Genomic DNA, 18,534 nt, shown 5'->3' on the forward strand with positions numbered 1-18,534 from the left:
ATGAGCGAAACTTTGACTCAGGCTGTTGCCCGTGAAATCCGTGCGCCGCGCGGTAATGAACTGCACTGCGCCAACTGGCTGATTGAAGCGGCATACCGCATGATTCAGAACAACCTCGATCCTGACGTGGCCGAACGCCCGGAGGATCTGGTGGTGTATGGCGGAATCGGCAAAGCCGCGCGCAACTGGGCGTGCTTTGAGCAGATTCTGCGCTCGCTGCGCGCGCTGCAGCCGGAAGAGACGCTGCTGATTCAGTCCGGCAAGCCGGTCGGTGTGTTCCGCACCCATGCCGATGCGCCGCGCGTACTGCTGGCCAACTCCAACCTGGTGCCACACTGGGCGACATGGGATCACTTCCACGAACTGGATAAGGCCGGGCTGATGATGTATGGCCAGATGACCGCTGGTTCATGGATCTATATCGGCGCGCAGGGCATCGTGCAGGGTACCTTTGAAACCTTCGCTGAAGCCGGTCGCCAGCACTACAACAGTGACCTGACGGGCCGCTGGATCCTCACCGCCGGTCTGGGCGGCATGGGCGGCGCGCAGCCGCTGGCGGGCGTGCTGGCCGGTGCCTGCGTGCTGGCGATTGAGTGCCAGGAGTCGCGCATCGATTTCCGTCTGCGCACCCGCTACCTCGACCATAAAGCCTACAGCCTGGATGAGGCGCTGGTGCTGATCAAAGACGCCACCGAAGCCGGCCAGGCGATCTCCGTGGGCCTGTTGGGCAACGCGGCCGAGCTGGTCCCGGAACTGGTGCAGCGCGCGAAAGCGGGCGGCATGAAGCCTGACATCGTGACCGATCAGACCTCCGCGCACGACCCGATCAACGGCTATCTGCCGGTGGGCTGGGACGTGGCACGCTGGGAAGCCGAGCGCGTCAGCAATCCGAAAGCGGTAGAGAAAGCGGCACGCGCTTCCATGGCGCAGCACGTGCAGGCGATGCTCGACTTCCACCACATGGGTGTGCCGACCGTGGATTACGGCAACAATATTCGTCAGGTGGCGCTGGATGAAGGGGTGAAAAATGCCTTTGACTTCCCGGGCTTCGTGCCGGCGTATATCCGTCCGCTGTTCTGCGAGGGCAAAGGCCCGTTCCGCTGGGTGGCGCTCTCGGGCGATGCAGAAGATATCTATAAAACCGACGCCAAACTGAAAGAGCTGTTCCCGGATCACAAAAACCTGCACCGCTGGCTGGATATGGCGCAGGAGCGCATCGCCTTCCAGGGCCTGCCGGCGCGTATTTGCTGGCTGGGGCTGGGCGAGCGGCATAAAGCCGCGCTGGCATTCAATGAGATGGTGCGCAACGGCGAGCTGAAAGCGCCGATCGTGATCGGTCGTGACCACCTCGACTGCGGCTCGGTGGCGTCACCTAACCGTGAAACCGAGGCGATGAAGGATGGCTCGGATGCAGTGTCGGACTGGCCGCTGCTGAACGCGCTGCTGAACACCGCCGGCGGGGCCACCTGGGTGAGCCTGCACCACGGCGGCGGCGTCGGAATGGGCTTCTCGCAGCATTCCGGGGTGGTGATCGTCTGTGACGGTACGGCTGAAGCGGATGCGCGCCTTGGTCGCGTGCTGTGGAACGACCCGGCCACCGGCGTGATGCGTCATGCCGATGCGGGCTACGAGCTGGCGCAGACCTGCGCAGAGCAGCATGGTCTCAATTTGCCGATGCTGAAGTAGTTCCAGGTGCGCATCAATGCGCACCCTACGGTAGGTTACCCCGGCTGGGCAGTGCCGCAATGTGGGTCTGTTAAGACTTAACACTGTTCCCAAAGGTTGCACTGTATAAGGTCGGCATTTATGCCGACCGCGTGCAGCGCCAGCACGGCAGCATCCCATCGCGCCCTGTAGGGTCGGCATTCATGCCGACCACATGCACCACCAGCACCGCGGTATCCCATCACGCCCTGTAGGGTCGGCATTCATGCCGACCGCGTGCAGCACCAGCATGGCGGTATCCTATCGCGCTCTGTAGGGTCGGCATTCATGCCGACCGCGTGCAGCACCAGCACGGCGGTATCCTATCGCGCCCTGTAGGGTCGGCATTTGTGCCGACCTTGCCCCCATCCGCTTATGCCAATCCGCTATAGCCTATAGCCAAATTATTCCTTTCCACGATAGACGCCCCCCACGCTTACCACTACAGTGGACACTTAACTTCCCGCGTCGGAGATTGCGCAGCTGACGCTGCTGATGGAGCCTTACCTTATGAGCCTGCCTGCTGTCCTGCTGGAAAACGCCCTCACCTGGCGTCGTCAGTTACATCAACACCCTGAACTGGGTTACCAGGAGCAGCAGACCAGCGAACTGGTAGCTCAGGTGCTGACCGATGCCGGACTGCAGGTGTTTCGCGGTCTCGCCGGCACCGGCGTGATCGGCACGCTGGAAAATGGTCCCGGTCCGGTCATCGGGCTGCGCGCCGATATGGATGCCCTGCCGATCACCGAAAAAGGCGAGCCGCAGTGGAAATCGAGCCGGCCTGGCGTGATGCACGCCTGTGGTCACGATGGCCACACCGCGATACTGCTGGCCGCAGCCTGTCAGCTGGCCGCCACGCGCAATTTCAAAGGTACGGTACATTTCCTGTTTCAGCCAGCCGAAGAGAATCTCGGTGGTGCGCGCAAAATGGTGGAAGAAGGTCTGTTTCAGCGCTTCCCGATGGATGCCGTGTACGCGATGCACAACTGGCCGGGATTGCCGGTGGGATCGCTGGCGGTAAATCCGGGCGCGATGATGGCATCGCTGGATTCGTTTGAGATTACGCTGCACGGCAAAAGCTGCCACGCGGCGATGCCGGAAAGCGGTGCCGACCCGATGGTGGTCGCCGCCGAGCTGATTCTGGCGCTGCAAACCATCCCGTCGCGCCGCCTGTCACCGCTGGCGTCGGCGGTGGTCAGTGTCACCCAGATTCACGGTGGCGAAGCTATCAACGTCATTCCGGAGCAGATCACGCTGCGCGGTACGGTGCGATGTCTACAGACCGACGTGCGCAATCGCGTGCGCGGTCTGATTGAAGATTTTGTCACCACGCTGCCGCGCCCGTTTGGCGTCAGCGGCGAGATTCACTGGTATCCCGGCTATCCGGTTACCGCCAACCATGTCGCCCCGGCGGAGCAGGTGCGTGACGTGGCGTGCCAGCTGCTGGGTGAACAGCAGGTGCACTGTCAGGTTAACCCGTCGATGGCGTCTGAAGATTTCGCCTGCATGCTGGAAGCCTGTCCCGGCGCCTATTTCTGGCTCGGCGCTGACGGTGCCACGCCTTCAGCCCCGCTACACAATGCCAACTATGATTTTAACGATGCGCTGCTGCCGATTGGTATTACGTTCTGGCAGCAGCTGGTGGAGAGCGTACTGATTAAACGCTGATGGCGCTGCTCAGCAAGCCATTTCAGCTGCGCAGGCGTGCACCCCCTGCGCAACCGCTGCGGTGACAGCCGTCACCGCCCAGGTTTTTCGTGCATGGCCGGCCGGGCAGCCCGGTTAAATTCCCGCCTGCTGTAACCGCGTTTCGGCATCGGCCATCGTTGCGGCTTCGCCGGTCGCCACCAGACAGCACGCCAGCTGCAGGCGCAGCGCCTGCGGCACCGCGCGTTCACCGGCCAGCACCTGACGGATCCACGCTGCGGTATCCTGGGCGCCTTTGCTCTCTGCTAACGCCAGCGCGACCTCTGGCTGCCGCTCGACCCACACTTCCGCTTCTGCGCCGGCACCGCGAATATAATTAATCGCCGGGCAGCGCTGCGGATTGGCATAGACTTCACCTTCTGTGCCGTTCAGCAGAATGGCCGGTGCATCGATATCCTGGAAGAATTTACCCACGCGCGGCACATATTCCGGATGCGACACGCTCGCCAGCCGCAGCGCGGCGCGTTCGGCAAACGGCGTCGCCAGCTTGGCCAGCGTGTGCGCGCTGTTGCGCACGCCCATGCGCCAGCGCAGCGCCAGCTGTTTAGCCATTGGCGCACATAAATTATCGATGGTGATGAACGCCAGCTCGCCAGCGTCGAGTTTCGCCTGCGCCTGTTGCGCGCTGGTCACTGGCGCAATATCCAGCGCCGCCAGCACCGCTTCGCTGGTTACGCGGGTTGGGTCGTCGCTGACGCCGTGCAGCAACACCGGAAAACCCAGCTTCACCAGCAGCAGCGCCAGCAGCGGCGTCAGGTTGCCCTGGCGACGCGCGCCGTTATAGCTGGGGATGACGATGGGCATCGGACGCTGTGCCGGGGCCTGCAGCCGCATCATGCGCTGTTGCATCGCGTGGTAGAAGCCGCGCATCTCTGCTTCCCCTTCGCCTTTGATGCGCAGCGCAATCAGCACGCCACCCAGTTCGAGATCCGGCACCTCGTCCGCCAGCATCGCGCTGTAAAGCGCCACGGCAGTGTCAAAGTCGATATCGCGTGCGTGATTCTTGCCGCGGCCAATCTCTTTAATGATCTTATTCAGTTCCATCACACTTTCCCGCTTCCAGGGCGCGCCGTCACCCGGCGGCCAACAATCGTGCATCCGGCTGTTGCCGCATACTCAGGATTTCTTGCTGCGCTTCGCCGGTTTGTCCGCTTCCGGCACCGGCGGTTGTTCAATCGGAAACACCGGCAGCGCGGCCAGCAGGCGGCTGCCGTAGGTTTTGCTCAGCAGCCGGCGATCGTAAATGACGATTTCACCAAAACACTGATGGCTGCGGATCAGACGCCCGACCTGCTGGATCAGCGTAAACGATGCGCTGGGTAAACTTTGTACTTCAAACGGGTAGCGTTTGAGGCTCTTCAGCCACTCCCCTTCGGTCAAAATTACCGGACTGTCCACCGGCGGAAAAGCAATTTTATGGATGTGCACCTGCGACAACAGATCGCCTTTCAAATCGAGCCCTTCGGCAAAAGATTGCAGGCCAACCAGAATGCTGCTTTGTCCGGCGGTCACCCGTTGCCGGTGAAGCTCCACCAGCCGTGAACGCGGCTGATCGCCCTGAACCAGCATCGACAGACGCAGCTCCGGCACCAGGCTGACAAACTGCTGCATCGCCCGTCCGCTGGCAAACAGCACCAGCACGCCTTTATGCTGCTGCGCCTGCATTTGCTGGCGGAAGAAGCGCGCCATCTCAGCGATGTGCTCCGCTTCATTGGCCAGCAGCGGCTCATAGCGCATTTGCGGGATGATCAGCTTGCCCTGATCGACATGATTAAACGGCGAGTCGAGTGCCACAAAGCGGTCGCCGGCCTTTTGGTTCAGGCCGGACATCTCCTGCAGGCGATTAAAGCTGTTAAGCGAACGCAGCGTAGCCGAGGTCACCACCACGTGCGGGATTTTGCGCCACAGCAGCTTTTCCAGCTGGTCGCTGACGCGAATCCCGGCGCAGTGAAACAGCAGATGCGCCTGGCCGTCACGAATTTCACGCGTCACCCATTTCGACACCGGCGCGTTGGACGCTTTTTCCATCGCCGCCAGCCGCCACAGTTTGCTGATGGATTCAAACCAGCCGAAGTGGCGATTGAGCTGCAGGATGGCTTTGTGCAGCCGCATGATATCGGCCTTGCCGGTCTGTTCGCCCAGCTCGTTGAGCAGCCCTTCGCTCAGGCCACGCAGCGCATCACTCAGCTTAAACAGCCGCGCGCACAGGGTCAGCAGTTCTGGCGGCAGCTCACCGAGCACAAAGCGAAACTCGCCAGGCTGATTGTCGCGCGGCAGCAGAGGATTGAGCGCGTTGCACAGCGTCTGCAGCTGTTCGCGCATCTCATCACAGTGTCCTTTCAGGCGCTCGGGATTGCTCAGCGGCGGCGGGGATTTCGGCCGGAACTGCGCCATGATGGTCTCCACCAGCCGCACAAACAGATCGAGCTGCAGGCTGCTCCAGCCCGGCGTAATCTCCGCGCTCATCTCCAGCGCATCCCGCGCCACTTCCGGCAGATGGTGCCCTTCATCCAGCACCAGCATCAGGTGTTTGGCCGGCGGCAGCACTGACTCATTCTCCATCGCCGCCATCACCAGCGCATGGTTCGCCACCACCACATCGGCCTGCTCGATTTCGCGTCGCGCCACAAAGAACGGGCATTCGCGGTACCAGCGGCAGTGGTGTGCCAGGCAGTTCGCTTTATCAGTGGAGAGGCGCTGCCACAGGCTGTCTTCAATCGCCACGTCGCTGTGATCGCGCAGGCCATCCCACTTATAGCTGCTGAGGTCTTTCTCCAGCCGCGCGCAGAATTTCTGCTCCTCTTTCGAACCGGTCACCGCCTGTTCGTCGAGATACAGCAGCAGATCGCCCTGCTGATCGTCCGTGGCTGCCAGCGCGGTCAGGTTGCGCGGACAGACATAGCGTCCGCGACCAAAAGCCGCGGTGAAGGTGAGGTCAGGAATGATTTTCTTTAATAGCGGCAGATCTTTGCTGAAGATCTGATCCTGCAGCGCCACGTTGGCGGTGCTGATGACTAAACGTTTCTCTTCGGCGCGGCTGACCGCAATGCCGGGAATCAGGTAAGACAGGGTTTTGCCGACGCCGGTGGGCGCCTCAATGGCCAGATGGCGACCCTCGTCACCGGCCAGACTCTTCGCCACTTCGGCGATCATCTGGCGCTGCGGCGCGCGCGGGATAAAGTCAGGAACCTGCTGCTGCAGCGCCTTATACCATTGCGCAATCTGGCTTTTTATCGCTGCTGTCAGGGCCATAGTGAATACTGTTGGTTAAACCGGCCTGTATTTTTACACAGTATTGCCGCAGCGTCAGCTTTCGCGCTCAGTTTTTCGCGCTGGATTCAGAATTTCGCGCATCGCACGGATCAGCGGCTCGCGCGCGCGGCCGCGCCGGAAGGCGAACGAAAACGGCGCGCGAAAGTGAAAATGGTGTGGCAGCAGGCGCAGCAGCTGGCCCTGCTGCTCGCGGCTGCGCGCGTAATGCTCGGGCAAAAAGCCGATATAGCGCCCGGAGAGAATTAGCGTCAGCTGCGCTTCAATGCTCTCCACCGACGCGGTGCTATGGCGGAAACCGCGCTTGTTCAGCTCCTGCTGGTTCCAGTAGCGCCGCGTTACCATACCGGTCTGCTGCACGCGACGCACATCCGCATCGCCCTGCGCCAGCGCATGCTGCGGACTGCAGTATAGCCACTGCTGCTCCTCGTACAGCGGCAGCGTCACCAGATTGCTGGCGCGCAGCGGAAAGTGCCCGATGGCCAGGTCGAGCCGATCTTCCAGCACCTGCTGCTGCAGTTCGTTGGGCTCGCACACGCTGAGGGTGAGAAACACCGCCGGAAAGCGCTGGTTAAAACGGGCGATAACCGCCGGCAGATTCAGCGTGCTGTCGGTGACGGTGGCGTCGACCACGCCGAGCGCAAACGTGCCGCCCTGCGCGCTTTTCAGCGTCTCCACCTGCGACTGCCAGCCGCTCAGGGTCGCCAGCATTTCCCGGGTATAGGCATAGAACTGTTCACCTTTGCTGGTCAGCGCAAAGCCCGCGCGCCCGCGCTGGCACAGAATAAAGCCCAGCTGGCTTTCCAGTTCACTCATGTAGGCGCTGATGGCCGGCGTGGTCATGTTCAGCGCCTGCTGCGCACGCGAATAGCCCTGGTTTTCCACCACGCTGGCGAACACCTGCAGCAGTTTCAGATTGGGTAAGGTTGGCACCGCACTTCCTTCAGGGATTGCTGACAATAGTTAACGAATCGCTGAAGTGATTATCGGCTGACAGGGATTTTTTCTGCAAGCCGCTTTGGCGATGATGCAGCCATTCCCTGAAAAAGAGAGCTTTCGCTATGTCGCAACAAAATTTGCTGTTCCCGGCGCGCGTGCTGCGTGGTGCGGGTGTGATTAACCAGCTGGGGGCCATCTGCGCCGGGCTGGGCCAGCGCGCACTGCTGATTGGCGGCCAGCGCGCGATGCAGGCGGTGGCGACGCAGGTGAAGACGCAACTCGACGCCGCTGGGGTCACACTGCTGGCACCGGTGTGGTTTGGTGGCGAAACCTCGCTTAACCATATCGAACGGCTGGCGGCGTTAGCGGTTGAACAACAGGCAGAAGTGCTGATCGGTGCGGGCGGCGGCAAGGCGCTGGACACGGTTAAAGCGGTGGGCGCGCAGCTCGGGCTGCCGGTGATAACCGTCCCGACAATTGCCGCCACCTGCGCTGCGGTGACCCCGCTGACCATTCGCTACGACGATAACGGCAACTTCTTTGATATTTTCCCGCTGCCACAGGCGCCGGCGGCGGTGATCATCGACAGTGAGTTGCTGGCAGCCGCCCCTGCCCGCTGGCTGGCCGCGGGCCTCGGCGATACGCTGGCTAAATGGTATGAGTTCCGCGCGGTAAGCACGCGCCATCCGGCGCGCACCGGCAATGCGCTATCATCGCTGGCGCACAGCCAGATCTGCTATGAGGTGATCGCGGAGCACGGTCCGGCGGCTTACGCAGCGGTGCTGCGCGGTGAGAGCGGCACTTCGCTCGATCAGGTGCTGGACGCGATTTTTACCTGGGCCGGTCTGACCTCGCTGATGAGCAATGGCGCCCACGCCGCCGCTGCGCATGCCATTTACGAAGGCTTTACCTTCTGCGACAAAACGCGCGAGTTTGGTCACGGCCTGCTGGTGGGTTACGGCAATTTGTGCCTGCTGGCGCTGGAGGATCGCAGCGACGAAGAGCTGGTGGATGAGATGCGCCTGGCGCGCGACTGCGGCGTACCGTTGACGCTGGCCGAGATTGCCGCGCTGGAGGAGAGCGAGCTGGCGTTGATTATACGCGAATCTATCCACGCGCCGGATATGGCGAACATGGCCGAACCGGTCAACGAAGCGCGGTTGCGGGCGGCGATGGCGCGGATTGAAGGGCTGGCGGAACGGGTTTGATTGCGGTCGCAATGGATGTGGTAAATCCCAGGTCACCGTAAACGGCAAATCCAAGGTCACCGTAAACGGCAAACCCCAGGTCACCGTAAACGGCGACCCTACGGGCCAGCGCGCGCTTTTGTAGGGTGCGCATTTATGCGCACCGTCATCATCAGGTCGCGCTGGCCTGACCGATCGGCATTACATCATGGCTGGCGCCCCACTTTTACCGGGTCGCCAGCAACGCCGCGACTTGCCGCACATCCGCCACGCTATCCAGCGTCAGACACAGCGTTTCCAGCTGCTGCACCTGTGCCGCCGGCAAAACGCGCGCGGCGAGGCTGCGGTATTTGGCGTGCAGCGCCGCGTCGCTCAGCGGATTCGCCGGCGATCCGGACGGCACCGCGACGTGCTGCTGCCACTGCATGCCCTGCACCGTTTCCAGCCGGACCCACGGCTCATCATCGCGCCCCTGCTGGTGGTCAATCTCCAGCTCAATACGCGCCATCAGCGCGGCAGCTTCCGCACTCAGGCGACGGCTGTCGTCATAACTCGCCAGCTCCGCAGAGCCGAACAGCGCACGCGCCGTCAGCGCATACGGCAGGCTCATTTGCGCGGCGGCGAGGCTGGTGAGCTCACGCGTGCCGCACATCTCCAGCAGGAACGGATTGAGCCCAACCACAATGCGCGCAATATCCCCGTTTGCCACAGCATGCTGCCGCAGCAGCTGATCCAGCGCATCGATCGCCGCATGCGTGCCGCGACAGGCGGCGTACGGCTTGATGGAACAGCGCGCCAGTTTCCACACCTCGCCCAGTTGGGCCGTGAGCGCGGCGGGCTGTTGCGTTTCACCGGCCAGCGTTTGCAGAAAGCCGCCCCAGCGCGCCTCAAATACCGCAGCCGGTCCGCTGATGCCGCGTTGTGCCAGCAGCGCCGCCTGTACGCCCCCTTCCGCCGCGCGCGCCGCGTGCAGCTTTTTGGTGTGCGAGCCATCATGAATAAAGCCCCACAGGCCACCACTGAAGCTGGCAGCGATGCCCAGCGCCGAGGCACACTGCGCGGCCGGCAGCCGCAGCAAACAACTGACGGCGGCAGCCGCGCCAAAAACGCCACAGCTAGCAGTCGAGTGCCAGCCCGCACCGTTGTGCGCCGCATACCCCCCGCAGGCTTCCAGCACGCGACGGCCGATGTCATAACCCACGACCATCGCGGTGAGAAACTCCCGGCCGTCGACCGGCTGCGTCGCCAGCGGCAGTGCCGCCAGCAGCGCCGGTAACACCACGGCACCGGAGTGATCGCAGCCGCCGGTGTCGTCCAGCTCATACATGTGCGCTGCCACGCCGTTAAGCCACGCCGCCTGGCGCGGGGAAGCTTGCTGCGCACAGCCCCACAGCTGCGCCACGGCGCTGCCGCCCTCTTCGGCCACCAGCGCCCGGCATTCGCGCCAGATCGGGCTGTCACAGCCCGCCAGCGCCGCGCCGAGCGTATCCAGCAGATGGCGCTTCGCCTGCGCTACCAGCGGTTCCGGCAGTTGGGCAAAGCGGGTGGCCGCGATGAAATCCGCCAGCCGATCAAGCGTGGTGTCCATGTTCGCCTCCGCTGACCCGGGCAAACACCTCTGCCGGATGATCGGCATCGTTATCCGGCTGCGTCTGCCAGTGCGCGGCCACCTGGCCGGCAGTAGCGATCCACACGTCATGCTGCTGCAGCGTCTCCAGCAGCTGACGCAGCAGGCCAATGCGCCCGGCGGTGCCGATAATTTCCGGGTGCAGCCGCAACAGGTAGCACAGGCCGAAACGGTGAAAACCGTGGAAATCCTGCGTCAGGTTAGCCAGCGTTTCGCCATAGGGCGCGATGCGCGACTGTCCGGGCGGAATCGCCGGGCTGAGGTTGAAGGCAAAATAGGGCGCATCCTCCAGCGTGTAGTGCATGGGCAGCTCCACCAGCCGGGTGCCGGGGTGAAAATAGGGTAAGTCATCACCGCGCCAGCTGGAGGACCAGCGGATGCCGTGCGTTGCCAGCGCCGCAGCAAGGCCCGGTTTCCACTGGCCAGCCGGCGTGCGAAACCCGGCAATCGGCTGGCCGGTCAGCTGCGCCAGCCGCTCGCAGCCGCGCGTTACGCTGGCAATCTGCTGCGCCAGCGTCAGCGCCGAGAAGTCTTCGTGTCGCTCACCGCTGCAGGCGATCTCATGGCCGGCGGCGACAATACGCTGCAGCACCTGCGGCTGCTCTTCGGCGACGATGGCCGGTAAGCACCAGCTGGCCAGCAGCTGTTTCTCCGCCAGCAGATCCAGCAGGCGATCAACGCCGCGCAGCGTGCCATAGCGCCACACCGACAGGGTTTTATCGCGCCCGGCAACCGCAGGCGCCTGCGTCAGGATGCCGTGAATATCGTGATAGTCGATGGTAATGATGGCCGCCGATTGTTTGCCCGACGGCCAGCGTGAATGTTCAGTCATGTTGCTGCTCCTGCAAATACCACGCGGCCACCGCATCACAGCGCGCAAACCACACATCGTCGCGCGCCGTCATGTGGGCAAACAGCTGCTCCAGCAACAGCAAACGGCCGGGCTGCACGGAAATTTTCGGGTGGAACAGCGTGGTCAGGCACAGTCCTTCCGCCATCGCGCCGTCAAATTCGCGCTGCCAGTTGTCACGGGTGTGCGCATAGCTGGCAATGCGGTCGCCGCCCTGTGGAAAATCCGGCTGGCGCGTGTAGGCCAGCGAGGCGTAATCATCCATCTCCCATTTGCCGGGAATCTCCACCAGCGGCGTATGCCCGGCGACGGCAATGCTGTACGGCCGATCGTCACCACGCATGCTGCTGGAGTAAATCACCCCTGCTTCCCGCAGAATCTGCGGCGTTTCGGCGTGCCAGTCGCCGGAAGGAGTACGAAAACCGCAGGCGCGGATACCAAGATGTTGCTGAAAGATGGCGGCAGAGCGCGCCATCACGGCGCGCTGTTCATCTGGCGTAATCGCCCAGAACGATTCGTGGCGATAACCGTGATAGGCCACTTCGTGGCCCTGTTCGATAATCGCCTGGCACTGCCGCGGCCACTGCTCCACCACCCACGCCGGTACAAAAAACGTGGCCGGCAGTTGGAAGGCGCGCAGCAGATCCAGCAGCCGACCGAGCGCGCGAAACGGCCCGTAGGCGCCAAAGGTGAAATACTCTGGTGTTGACCACAGGCTGCCATTAAGCATGGCATCGCCAGTGGGACCATCAAGATCAAACGCCAGCGCCATACAGCCACGCTTGCCCTGCGGCCAGCGCACTGCGCCCGGTTGTTGCATACGCCCGCTCCTTAGCCCTGATTCACCGTGGCTTCGGCAATGCCGTTGTCGCTCAGGCCCCATTTACTGAGGATTTTCTGGTAGCTGCCATCGGCAATCATGGCATTGATGGCGGCCTGAATCGCCGTGGTCAGCTCACCGGCATCTTTACCCAGCGCCATGCCGGTGTACTGGAAGGAGAAGGCTTTATCCAGCGGCTTAAAGGTGCCTTTTTCCAGGTTCATGATGTACGGCAGGGTTTCGCTGCCCTGTACCGCGCCATCCAGACGACGCTGACGCAGCTGCGTGCGCGCATCGGCGGTGCCTTCCGCGCCCACCACGATAATCGCGGGTTTACCGGCCGCTTCGCAGTGCGCTTTTGACCAGGTAGCAATCTCCTGCGGGAAGGTGGTGCGGCGGCTGGTGCCTACTTTTTTGCCGCACAGATCGGTGGCGCTGTTGATGTCGCTGCGCGCCGCCAGGGTGTAAAACTGCGGACCGGTTTTGAAGTAGTCGATAAAGTTAACCACCTTCTGCCGCTCTTTGGTGTCGGTCATGCCGGACATCACCAGATCGACGCGTTTGGTCACCACCGCGTTGACCATCTGTTCAAACGCGATCTCCTGCCAGTTAACCTTCACGCCGAGCTTCTCGCCAATTGCCTGGCCCAGCTCATAATCGACGCCGCTCAGCTGATTGGTGGCCGGATCTTTAAAATCCATCGGCGGATAGTTCGGCATGATGGCGACGGTCAGCCCCTTCTCTTTGATACTGGCCGGTACGGCAATCTCCGCCCAGGCAGAGGATTGCAGCAGCAGCGCGGCACTGATGGCACTCAATAACAATTTTTTCATCTATTCACCCCGGTCACGTTAAAGAAGAATCGCGTTGATAAAGTTTTTCATCCGTGGGTTTTGCGGGTTCAGCAGAATCTCTTCCGGTGCGCCCTGCTCAATAATGCGTCCCTCATCCATAAACACCACCTGGTTGGCGACCTCACGCGCAAAGCCCATTTCGTGGGTCACCACCAGCATGGTGGTGCCTTCTTTTGCCAGCTGGCGCATTACCGCCAGCACTTCACCGACCATCTCCGGATCGAGCGCCGAGGTCGGTTCATCAAACAGCATCAGTTTGGGTTTCATCGCCAGCGCGCGGGCAATCGCCACGCGCTGCTGCTGACCGCCGGAGAGTGACTGCGGATAGTCGTGCGCTTTGTGCGCCAGTCCGACGCGATCCAGCAGCGCCATCGCCTCTTCGCTGGCCTCGCGTTTCGGACGCAGCAGCACGCGACACGGTCCCTCGATGATGTTCTCCAGCGCGGTCTTGTGCGGAAACAGGTTGAAGCGCTGAAATACCATGCCGGTCTGCAGCCGCTGGCGCGCAATCTGTTTGTCACTCAGCGGATGCAGCTTGTTGCCGGCAATGCGATAGCCCGCCAGTTCGTTGTCGACCCAGATGCCGCCCTGATCCACTTTCTCCAGCTGGTTGATACAGCGCAGAAAGGTGCTCTTACCGGAACCCGACGGGCCGAGAATGCACATCACCTCGCCGTAGTTCACTTCCAGGCTGACGTCCTTCAGCGCGTGGAACTGATCGAAATATTTGTTCACCTTGACGGCGCGCACGATGTTTCTCATCTCTCACTCCCGGTTACTGGCGACGACGATGGCCGCGTGAGAAGTAGCGTTCCAGCTGGCTCTGCCCGAACGACAGCAGCGTCACGATAATCAGGTACCAGATACCCGCTACAAACAGCAGCTCCATCACGCGCGCGTTGGCGAAGTAGATGGTTTGCGCGTTGTACAGCAGCTCGGAGTACTGAATCATGCTGGCCAGACTGGTGGTTTTGATCATGCTGATGAACTCATTGCCGACCGGCGGCAGAATCACCCGCATCGCCTGCGGCAGAATGATGCGCTGCAGCGCCTGCAAACGCGGCATGCCGATGGCTTTGGCGGCTTCATACTGTCCGGTATCTACCGATAACAGCCCGGCGCGCACCACTTCTGAGGTGTACGCGCCCTGATTGATGCTCAGGCCGAGCAGCGCGGCGAGAAACGGCGTCATCACCGTGACGGTTTGCACGCTGAACAGACCGGGAATGCTGATGGTGGGAAACACCAGCGCCAGGTTGAACCACAGCAGCAGTTGCAGAATCAGCGGCGTGCCGCGAAAGATCCACGCATAGCCCACCGCGATATAGTGCAGCACCGGATTGGGCGACATGTACATGATGGCGGTGATGACGCCAAACAGGATGCCCAGCGCCATCGCCAGCACCGACATAATCAGCGTGTTAACCACGCCGTTAAGGATTGCCTGCGCGGTAAAGAACTGGCCGACGAATGACCACTCAATATTGCCGTGCGCAAAGGCGTTAACCAGCAGCGCCAGCAGCACGAGGATCACTGCCGATGCGGTGATGCGGCCATAATAGCGGCGCGGCACCACCTGATAGCGATCGAGATCGTAATGGGGCTGGACGCGGCCATTGTTGACCGACGGTTCAACCGGTGTGGTGTGTGACATAGGCTCTCCTCAGGCGCGCGGTCCGGCGTAATCATCGGCCCAGCGCTGCTGGTCCTGCATCAGGGTTTGCAGACGGGCCAGCTGCTCGCGCACCCGTGCCGGCGCGGTGCCGCCGTAGCCGCTGCGGGCTGCCAGCGCCGCTTCCAGCGTTAATGCCTGACGCACCTCGGGCGTGAGACGTGTATCGACGCCGTGCAGCTGCGCATCGCTGAGATCGGCCAGGCCGCAGTTTTCGCGTTCACACAGCTGCACCAGCTGGCCGGTAATCTCGTGCGCCTCGCGGAACGGCACGCCGTGCATTGCCAGCCAGTCGGCCACTTCGGTCGCCAGCGTAAAGCCATCCGGCGCCTGCTCGCGCATCACCTCAGTATTGAATTTCAGCGTCGCCATCATGCCGGCCATGGCAGGCAGCACCATCAGCAGCGTGTCGACCGCATCAATCACGTTACGTTTGTCGTCACTGAGATCGCGGTTGTAAGAGAGCGGCATGGCTTTCATGGTGGTCAGCAGCGCCATCAGGTTACCGACCAGCCGGCCGCTGCGGCCGCGCGTCAGCTCGGCAATGTCCGGATTTTTCTTCTGCGGCATGATCGAACTGCCGGTGGCATAACTGTCGTGCAGCTCCACCCAGCGGAACTGCCGTGACGCCCACAGGCACACCTCTTCACACAGCCGGGACAGGTTGATGCCGATCATGCTGGTGACGAACAGGAATTCCGCGGCGTAGTCGCGGCTGGCGACTGCATCGATCGAGTTTTCGCACGGTGCCAGATAAGCGAGATCGGCGGCGGCCAGCTGTGGCTGACGCGCAATCGCCGAACCGGCCATCGCCGCCGCGCCCAGCGGACAGCGCGCGCTGCGGCGATCCCAGTCCTGCATACGCTCAATGTCACGCGCGAAGGATTGGGCATGCGCCAGCAGTTGATGGCCAAACACAATCGGCTGCGCCTGTTGCAGATGGGTGAAGCCGGGCGCGACGCTGTCGGTGTGTTGTGCGGCCTGCGTCACCAGCGCCTGCTGCAGCTGCAACAGCGCGCTCACCAGCTTGCGGCCGTTATCCCGCAGGTAGAGACGCAGATCGTTGACGGTCTGATCGTTGCGTGAACGGCCGGCACGCAGCTTGCCGCCCAGCGCGCCGAGGCGTTCTGTCAGCGCGCGTTCGATGAAAGTATGCACGTCTTCATCGGCGGCAATCGGCTGCAGCTGGCCAGCGCGATAATCGGCGTCCAGCGCGTCAATCGCCGCCAGCATGGTATCCAGCTCGTCAGCACTCAATAGCCCGGCACGCGCCAGCTCGCGCGCATGGGCGCGGCAACCGGCGAGGTCGTACGGCGCCAGCGCAAAGTAATAATCCGGGCTACGCGACAGCGCGGTTAAACTGGCTGCCGGAGCCGCTTTAAAACGTGCACCCCATAACAGTTCGGCATTCTCAGACATGCTATTTCCCTCACAAATCAGCCGCAGCAATATGAAAAAGTTTGGATTCAGCCGGCAGCGATAATAAAAACTTATTTTATTGCCACGCTGGCAAATAGGTGGTATTTCAGATTCACTGTACTTTCACCGCAATTATTCCGGAGTTGAATAGCAAAAATGGAAAGTAAAGTTTCCCAGTCTGGAAACAATGCGAATAATCGCGGCGATAATGCGGTTCTGGCGCTGAGTAATATCGACTTAAAATTGCTGCGGGTATTTAAATGCGTGGTGGAAGCCGGAGGATTAACCGCCGCCAGTCACGAATTAAATATTGGCCTGGCGGCGATCAGTAAACAGGTTTCTGACCTGGAGATTCGGCTGGGCATGACGCTGTGCAGCCGCGGCCGTGAAGGTTTTGAGCTGACGCAGTACGGCATCAATGTTTATCAGGCCACGCTGGAGCTGTTCGTATCGCTCAACCTGTTTCGCGAGCGGCTGCACAATAGTCGCAACGAGCTGCTGGGCGACATCGCGATTTGCGTGGTGGATAACACCATTAGCGATCCGCACTCGCCGGTCACCAGTGCGGTGCAACAGCTGCACCAGAAAGCGCCAAAGGTGCAGATTCGTCTGCAGACCGCACAGCTGGATGATATTGAACGCGGCATAAGCGAAGGGCGTTTTCATTGCGGCATTGCGCCCGTGTATGAAATGAAAAATGAGTTTGATTACTTCGAACTTTATAAAGAATACGCAAAATTATATTGCGCTGCGTCACATCCTCTCTATTGCGGATCTTGCGATAAAAATATTTCGGTGGATGTATTACGTCAGCAGAAAATTATTAATCATTTATATGTTACTCCACGCGATGAACGCCGCCTGATTCCGGTGCAGGAGAGCGGTGTGCAGGCGGTGCAGGTGGAATCGGTGGCCATGCTGATTTTAACCGGTCACTTTATTGGGTATTTACCGGAACATTATGCCGCTCCGTTTATTGCCCGCGGACAACTGTGTGAGCTGGGCGATGACACGCTGCGGCGCGAAACCGCATTTTGTCTGGTGATGAAGAAAGGCCGGAAAATAAATCCGATCATCCGGCTGTTTATGCAGGCGCTGGGGTTGAGCGATGCGGCGGCGGCGCACTGATTTGGTGCGTGCGACCGGGTTTCTGCTGGTACGGGACGGGAAAGTGTACGCTGATGCCCTCACCCCGGCCCTCTCCCACCGGGAGAGGGAGAGGCAGCATGTGGACAAGGGAAACGAAACGCGGCGTCCGGTAACAGCAACCAGAACGCTTATGTCAGCCGCTTATACATCACCGTGGTAGCATCCAGCTCGCCGGCTGTGGATTCGGCATAGTACGGAATCGAACCCGCCACCTGCCAGCCGAGCGAAAGATAGAGCGCGCTGGCAACATCGCCGCTGCGCGTATCCAGCACCAGCAGCGTTTTCCCCTGCTGCTGCGCCAGCTGTTCGGCACGTAACATCAGACGGCGCGCAATGCCCTGACGTCGCGCACGCGGATGCACCAGTAGCTTGCTGATCTCCGCGCGATGGCGGCCGTTGGGCATACTGCTGAAGCCCAGCATCACCGTGGCCACTATCTCGCCCGCTTGCCAGGCCACCAGCAGCTGGTTATCGCCGCTCGCCAGGCTGTAAATTTTGTCCTGCCAGAAACGCGCCATCACTGCGCGATCGTTCGCGTCAATGAAGCCGACGCTGGCACCGTCTGCCACGCAGCCGTGCAGCACTTCACACAATGACGCCAGCAGCGGCTGCGCCTGGGTAGCGCTGAGAGAGTCGATTTCAATCATGGTTTGCACACCACCAGAATGTAGCGCGCGCCGCCTTCGGCATGCGCCTGAAAAGAGGAACGTCCGCTGAGGTGGAAGCGCAGGCAATCGCCGGCCTGTAGCGTCCAGCTCTGCGTCTCCATGGTGAGGGTCAGCTCGCCCGACTGCAGCCAGATGTGCTGTTCCAGCCCCTGTACCGGCGGCGCATCATAATCAATGCGCGCGCCCGGACGCAGCACGCCCTCCACCAGCTCCGCTTTAAACTGACTGGCCGGCGGCGAGACGTTGCGCCGCTGGAAGCCGCTGAGCGTATCCTGCCAGACCGGCTGCTGCTCCGCTTTCAGCAGCAGCGCCGCTTCTTCTTCTACTTCGCTGAGCAGTCGCGACATGGTTAAACCGTAGGCCACGCACAAGCGATTAAGCAAAGCGGCGGTAGGGCTGGTCTCGGCGCGCTCAATGCGCGACAATGATGCCCGGCTAATGCCGGTTGCCAGAGCCAGTTCATCCAGCGACCAGCCGCGCTGCAGGCGTAATTCCGCCAGACGTGCCGCAAGCCGATCTTCCGTATTTAGAGCAGACATCTTCAACCTCTCATTTTCGGGAAATAAATCTCACATAAGAGATAAAGCCCGAAATCGTGCAGTGGGTCAAGTTGTACAATAAAATAATCATTGTACAAGCTCACTCTGGCGGTTAAGGTGTTGTTATGC

The 18,534-nt window shown here is 61.3% G+C and carries 16 protein-coding genes; 4 read left to right on the plus strand and 12 right to left on the minus strand.

The window, feature by feature from the left end; all coding sequences use genetic code 11:
* Positions 1 to 1,686, plus strand: coding sequence for a urocanate hydratase (gene hutU / locus C1N56_RS13010; protein WP_394517475.1), 1,686 nt, complete (start codon positions 1 to 3; stop codon positions 1,684 to 1,686).
* 528 nt (positions 1,687 to 2,214) lie between these two features.
* A complete protein-coding gene (locus C1N56_RS13015) occupies positions 2,215 to 3,372 on the plus strand; it encodes a M20 aminoacylase family protein (protein WP_132465426.1) in 1,158 nt (385 codons plus the stop codon).
* A 114-nt stretch (positions 3,373 to 3,486) separates the two neighbouring features.
* Here C1N56_RS13015 and ybiB read toward each other — a convergent pair whose 3' ends face one another.
* The 3 genes from ybiB to C1N56_RS13030 all read right to left on the minus strand — a co-directional run bounded on the left by ybiB (position 3,487) and on the right by C1N56_RS13030 (position 7,614).
* Positions 3,487 to 4,455, minus strand: a complete 969-nt coding sequence (gene ybiB, locus C1N56_RS13020; RefSeq protein ID WP_021508440.1) for a DNA-binding protein YbiB — start codon at positions 4,453 to 4,455, stop codon at positions 3,487 to 3,489.
* 72 nt (positions 4,456 to 4,527) lie between these two features.
* Positions 4,528 to 6,663: an ATP-dependent DNA helicase DinG gene (dinG, locus tag C1N56_RS13025; protein ID WP_021508441.1), complete on the minus strand. Its 2,136-nt coding sequence runs from the start codon at positions 6,661 to 6,663 to the stop codon at positions 4,528 to 4,530.
* A gap of 54 nt (positions 6,664 to 6,717) precedes the next feature.
* The gene (locus C1N56_RS13030) at positions 6,718 to 7,614 is read right to left on the minus strand and encodes a LysR family transcriptional regulator (protein WP_394516739.1); all 897 of its coding nucleotides are present in this window, start codon (positions 7,612 to 7,614) and stop codon (positions 6,718 to 6,720) included.
* Positions 7,615 to 7,742: 128 nt separating this feature from the next.
* On the opposite strand from C1N56_RS13030, the gene C1N56_RS13035 reads away from it, so the two are divergent.
* Complete coding sequence (locus C1N56_RS13035; RefSeq protein ID WP_394516740.1) at positions 7,743 to 8,828, plus strand: iron-containing alcohol dehydrogenase family protein; 1,086 nt, start codon at positions 7,743 to 7,745, stop codon at positions 8,826 to 8,828.
* A 205-nt stretch (positions 8,829 to 9,033) separates the two neighbouring features.
* Here the strand turns inward: C1N56_RS13035 and C1N56_RS13040 are convergent, their stop codons facing one another.
* Genes C1N56_RS13040 through argH form a run of 7 tightly spaced genes read right to left on the minus strand, consistent with a single transcriptional unit; the run spans position 9,034 to position 16,049 of the window.
* The gene (locus C1N56_RS13040; RefSeq protein ID WP_394516741.1) at positions 9,034 to 10,395 is read right to left on the minus strand and encodes an MmgE/PrpD family protein; all 1,362 of its coding nucleotides are present in this window, start codon (positions 10,393 to 10,395) and stop codon (positions 9,034 to 9,036) included.
* Positions 10,379 to 11,266: a polysaccharide deacetylase family protein gene (locus tag C1N56_RS13045; protein ID WP_132465439.1), complete on the minus strand. Its 888-nt coding sequence runs from the start codon at positions 11,264 to 11,266 to the stop codon at positions 10,379 to 10,381. Before C1N56_RS13045 ends, C1N56_RS13040 begins: the two co-directional genes overlap by 17 nt.
* Entirely contained in the window at positions 11,259 to 12,104 is an 846-nt protein-coding gene (locus C1N56_RS13050) for a polysaccharide deacetylase family protein (RefSeq protein WP_394516742.1), read from the minus strand. The genes C1N56_RS13045 and C1N56_RS13050 overlap by 8 nt, the downstream gene beginning before the upstream one ends.
* Before the next feature lie 11 nt (positions 12,105 to 12,115).
* On the minus strand, positions 12,116 to 12,937 hold the full coding sequence (locus C1N56_RS13055) for an ABC transporter substrate-binding protein (protein ID WP_021508447.1): 822 nt from the start codon (positions 12,935 to 12,937) through the stop codon (positions 12,116 to 12,118).
* Between the two features lie 18 nt (positions 12,938 to 12,955).
* Positions 12,956 to 13,720, minus strand: coding sequence for an amino acid ABC transporter ATP-binding protein (locus C1N56_RS13060; RefSeq protein WP_021508448.1), 765 nt, complete (start codon positions 13,718 to 13,720; stop codon positions 12,956 to 12,958).
* A 13-nt stretch (positions 13,721 to 13,733) separates the two neighbouring features.
* A complete protein-coding gene (locus tag C1N56_RS13065; protein WP_021508449.1) occupies positions 13,734 to 14,612 on the minus strand; it encodes an amino acid ABC transporter permease in 879 nt (292 codons plus the stop codon).
* 9 nt (positions 14,613 to 14,621) lie between these two features.
* On the minus strand, positions 14,622 to 16,049 hold the full coding sequence (argH, locus tag C1N56_RS13070) for an argininosuccinate lyase (RefSeq protein ID WP_394516743.1): 1,428 nt from the start codon (positions 16,047 to 16,049) through the stop codon (positions 14,622 to 14,624).
* A gap of 156 nt (positions 16,050 to 16,205) precedes the next feature.
* On the opposite strand from argH, the gene C1N56_RS13075 reads away from it, so the two are divergent.
* On the plus strand, positions 16,206 to 17,177 hold the full coding sequence (locus C1N56_RS13075) for a LysR family transcriptional regulator (protein WP_021508451.1): 972 nt from the start codon (positions 16,206 to 16,208) through the stop codon (positions 17,175 to 17,177).
* A gap of 149 nt (positions 17,178 to 17,326) precedes the next feature.
* On the opposite strand, the gene C1N56_RS13080 is transcribed toward C1N56_RS13075, so the two are convergent.
* Positions 17,327 to 17,845, minus strand: a complete 519-nt coding sequence (locus C1N56_RS13080; protein WP_394516744.1) for a GNAT family N-acetyltransferase — start codon at positions 17,843 to 17,845, stop codon at positions 17,327 to 17,329.
* A complete protein-coding gene (locus tag C1N56_RS13085) occupies positions 17,842 to 18,405 on the minus strand; it encodes a helix-turn-helix domain-containing protein (RefSeq protein WP_058757823.1) in 564 nt (187 codons plus the stop codon). The genes C1N56_RS13080 and C1N56_RS13085 overlap by 4 nt, the downstream gene beginning before the upstream one ends.
* Positions 18,406 to 18,534 lie beyond the last annotated feature (129 nt).

It is taken from the genome of Pantoea sp. SGAir0175 (assembly GCF_043547855.1).

Coding starts and splice junctions, on each gene's coding strand:
- C1N56_RS13045 (WP_132465439.1), bottom strand. CDS start 11,266: ATGACTGAACATTCACGCTGGCCGTCGGGCAAACAATCGGCGGCCATC.
- C1N56_RS13035 (WP_394516740.1), top strand. CDS start 7,743: ATGTCGCAACAAAATTTGCTGTTCCCGGCGCGCGTGCTGCGTGGTGCG.
- C1N56_RS13065 (WP_021508449.1), bottom strand. CDS start 14,612: ATGTCACACACCACACCGGTTGAACCGTCGGTCAACAATGGCCGCGTC.
- C1N56_RS13040 (WP_394516741.1), bottom strand. CDS start 10,395: ATGGACACCACGCTTGATCGGCTGGCGGATTTCATCGCGGCCACCCGC.
- argH (WP_394516743.1), bottom strand. CDS start 16,049: ATGTCTGAGAATGCCGAACTGTTATGGGGTGCACGTTTTAAAGCGGCT.
- hutU (WP_394517475.1), top strand. CDS start 1: ATGAGCGAAACTTTGACTCAGGCTGTTGCCCGTGAAATCCGTGCGCCG.
- dinG (WP_021508441.1), bottom strand. CDS start 6,663: ATGGCCCTGACAGCAGCGATAAAAAGCCAGATTGCGCAATGGTATAAG.
- C1N56_RS13075 (WP_021508451.1), top strand. CDS start 16,206: ATGGAAAGTAAAGTTTCCCAGTCTGGAAACAATGCGAATAATCGCGGC.
- ybiB (WP_021508440.1), bottom strand. CDS start 4,455: ATGGAACTGAATAAGATCATTAAAGAGATTGGCCGCGGCAAGAATCAC.
- C1N56_RS13080 (WP_394516744.1), bottom strand. CDS start 17,845: ATGATTGAAATCGACTCTCTCAGCGCTACCCAGGCGCAGCCGCTGCTG.
- C1N56_RS13060 (WP_021508448.1), bottom strand. CDS start 13,720: ATGAGAAACATCGTGCGCGCCGTCAAGGTGAACAAATATTTCGATCAG.
- C1N56_RS13015 (WP_132465426.1), top strand. CDS start 2,215: ATGAGCCTGCCTGCTGTCCTGCTGGAAAACGCCCTCACCTGGCGTCGT.
- C1N56_RS13055 (WP_021508447.1), bottom strand. CDS start 12,937: ATGAAAAAATTGTTATTGAGTGCCATCAGTGCCGCGCTGCTGCTGCAA.
- C1N56_RS13050 (WP_394516742.1), bottom strand. CDS start 12,104: ATGCAACAACCGGGCGCAGTGCGCTGGCCGCAGGGCAAGCGTGGCTGT.
- C1N56_RS13085 (WP_058757823.1), bottom strand. CDS start 18,405: ATGTCTGCTCTAAATACGGAAGATCGGCTTGCGGCACGTCTGGCGGAA.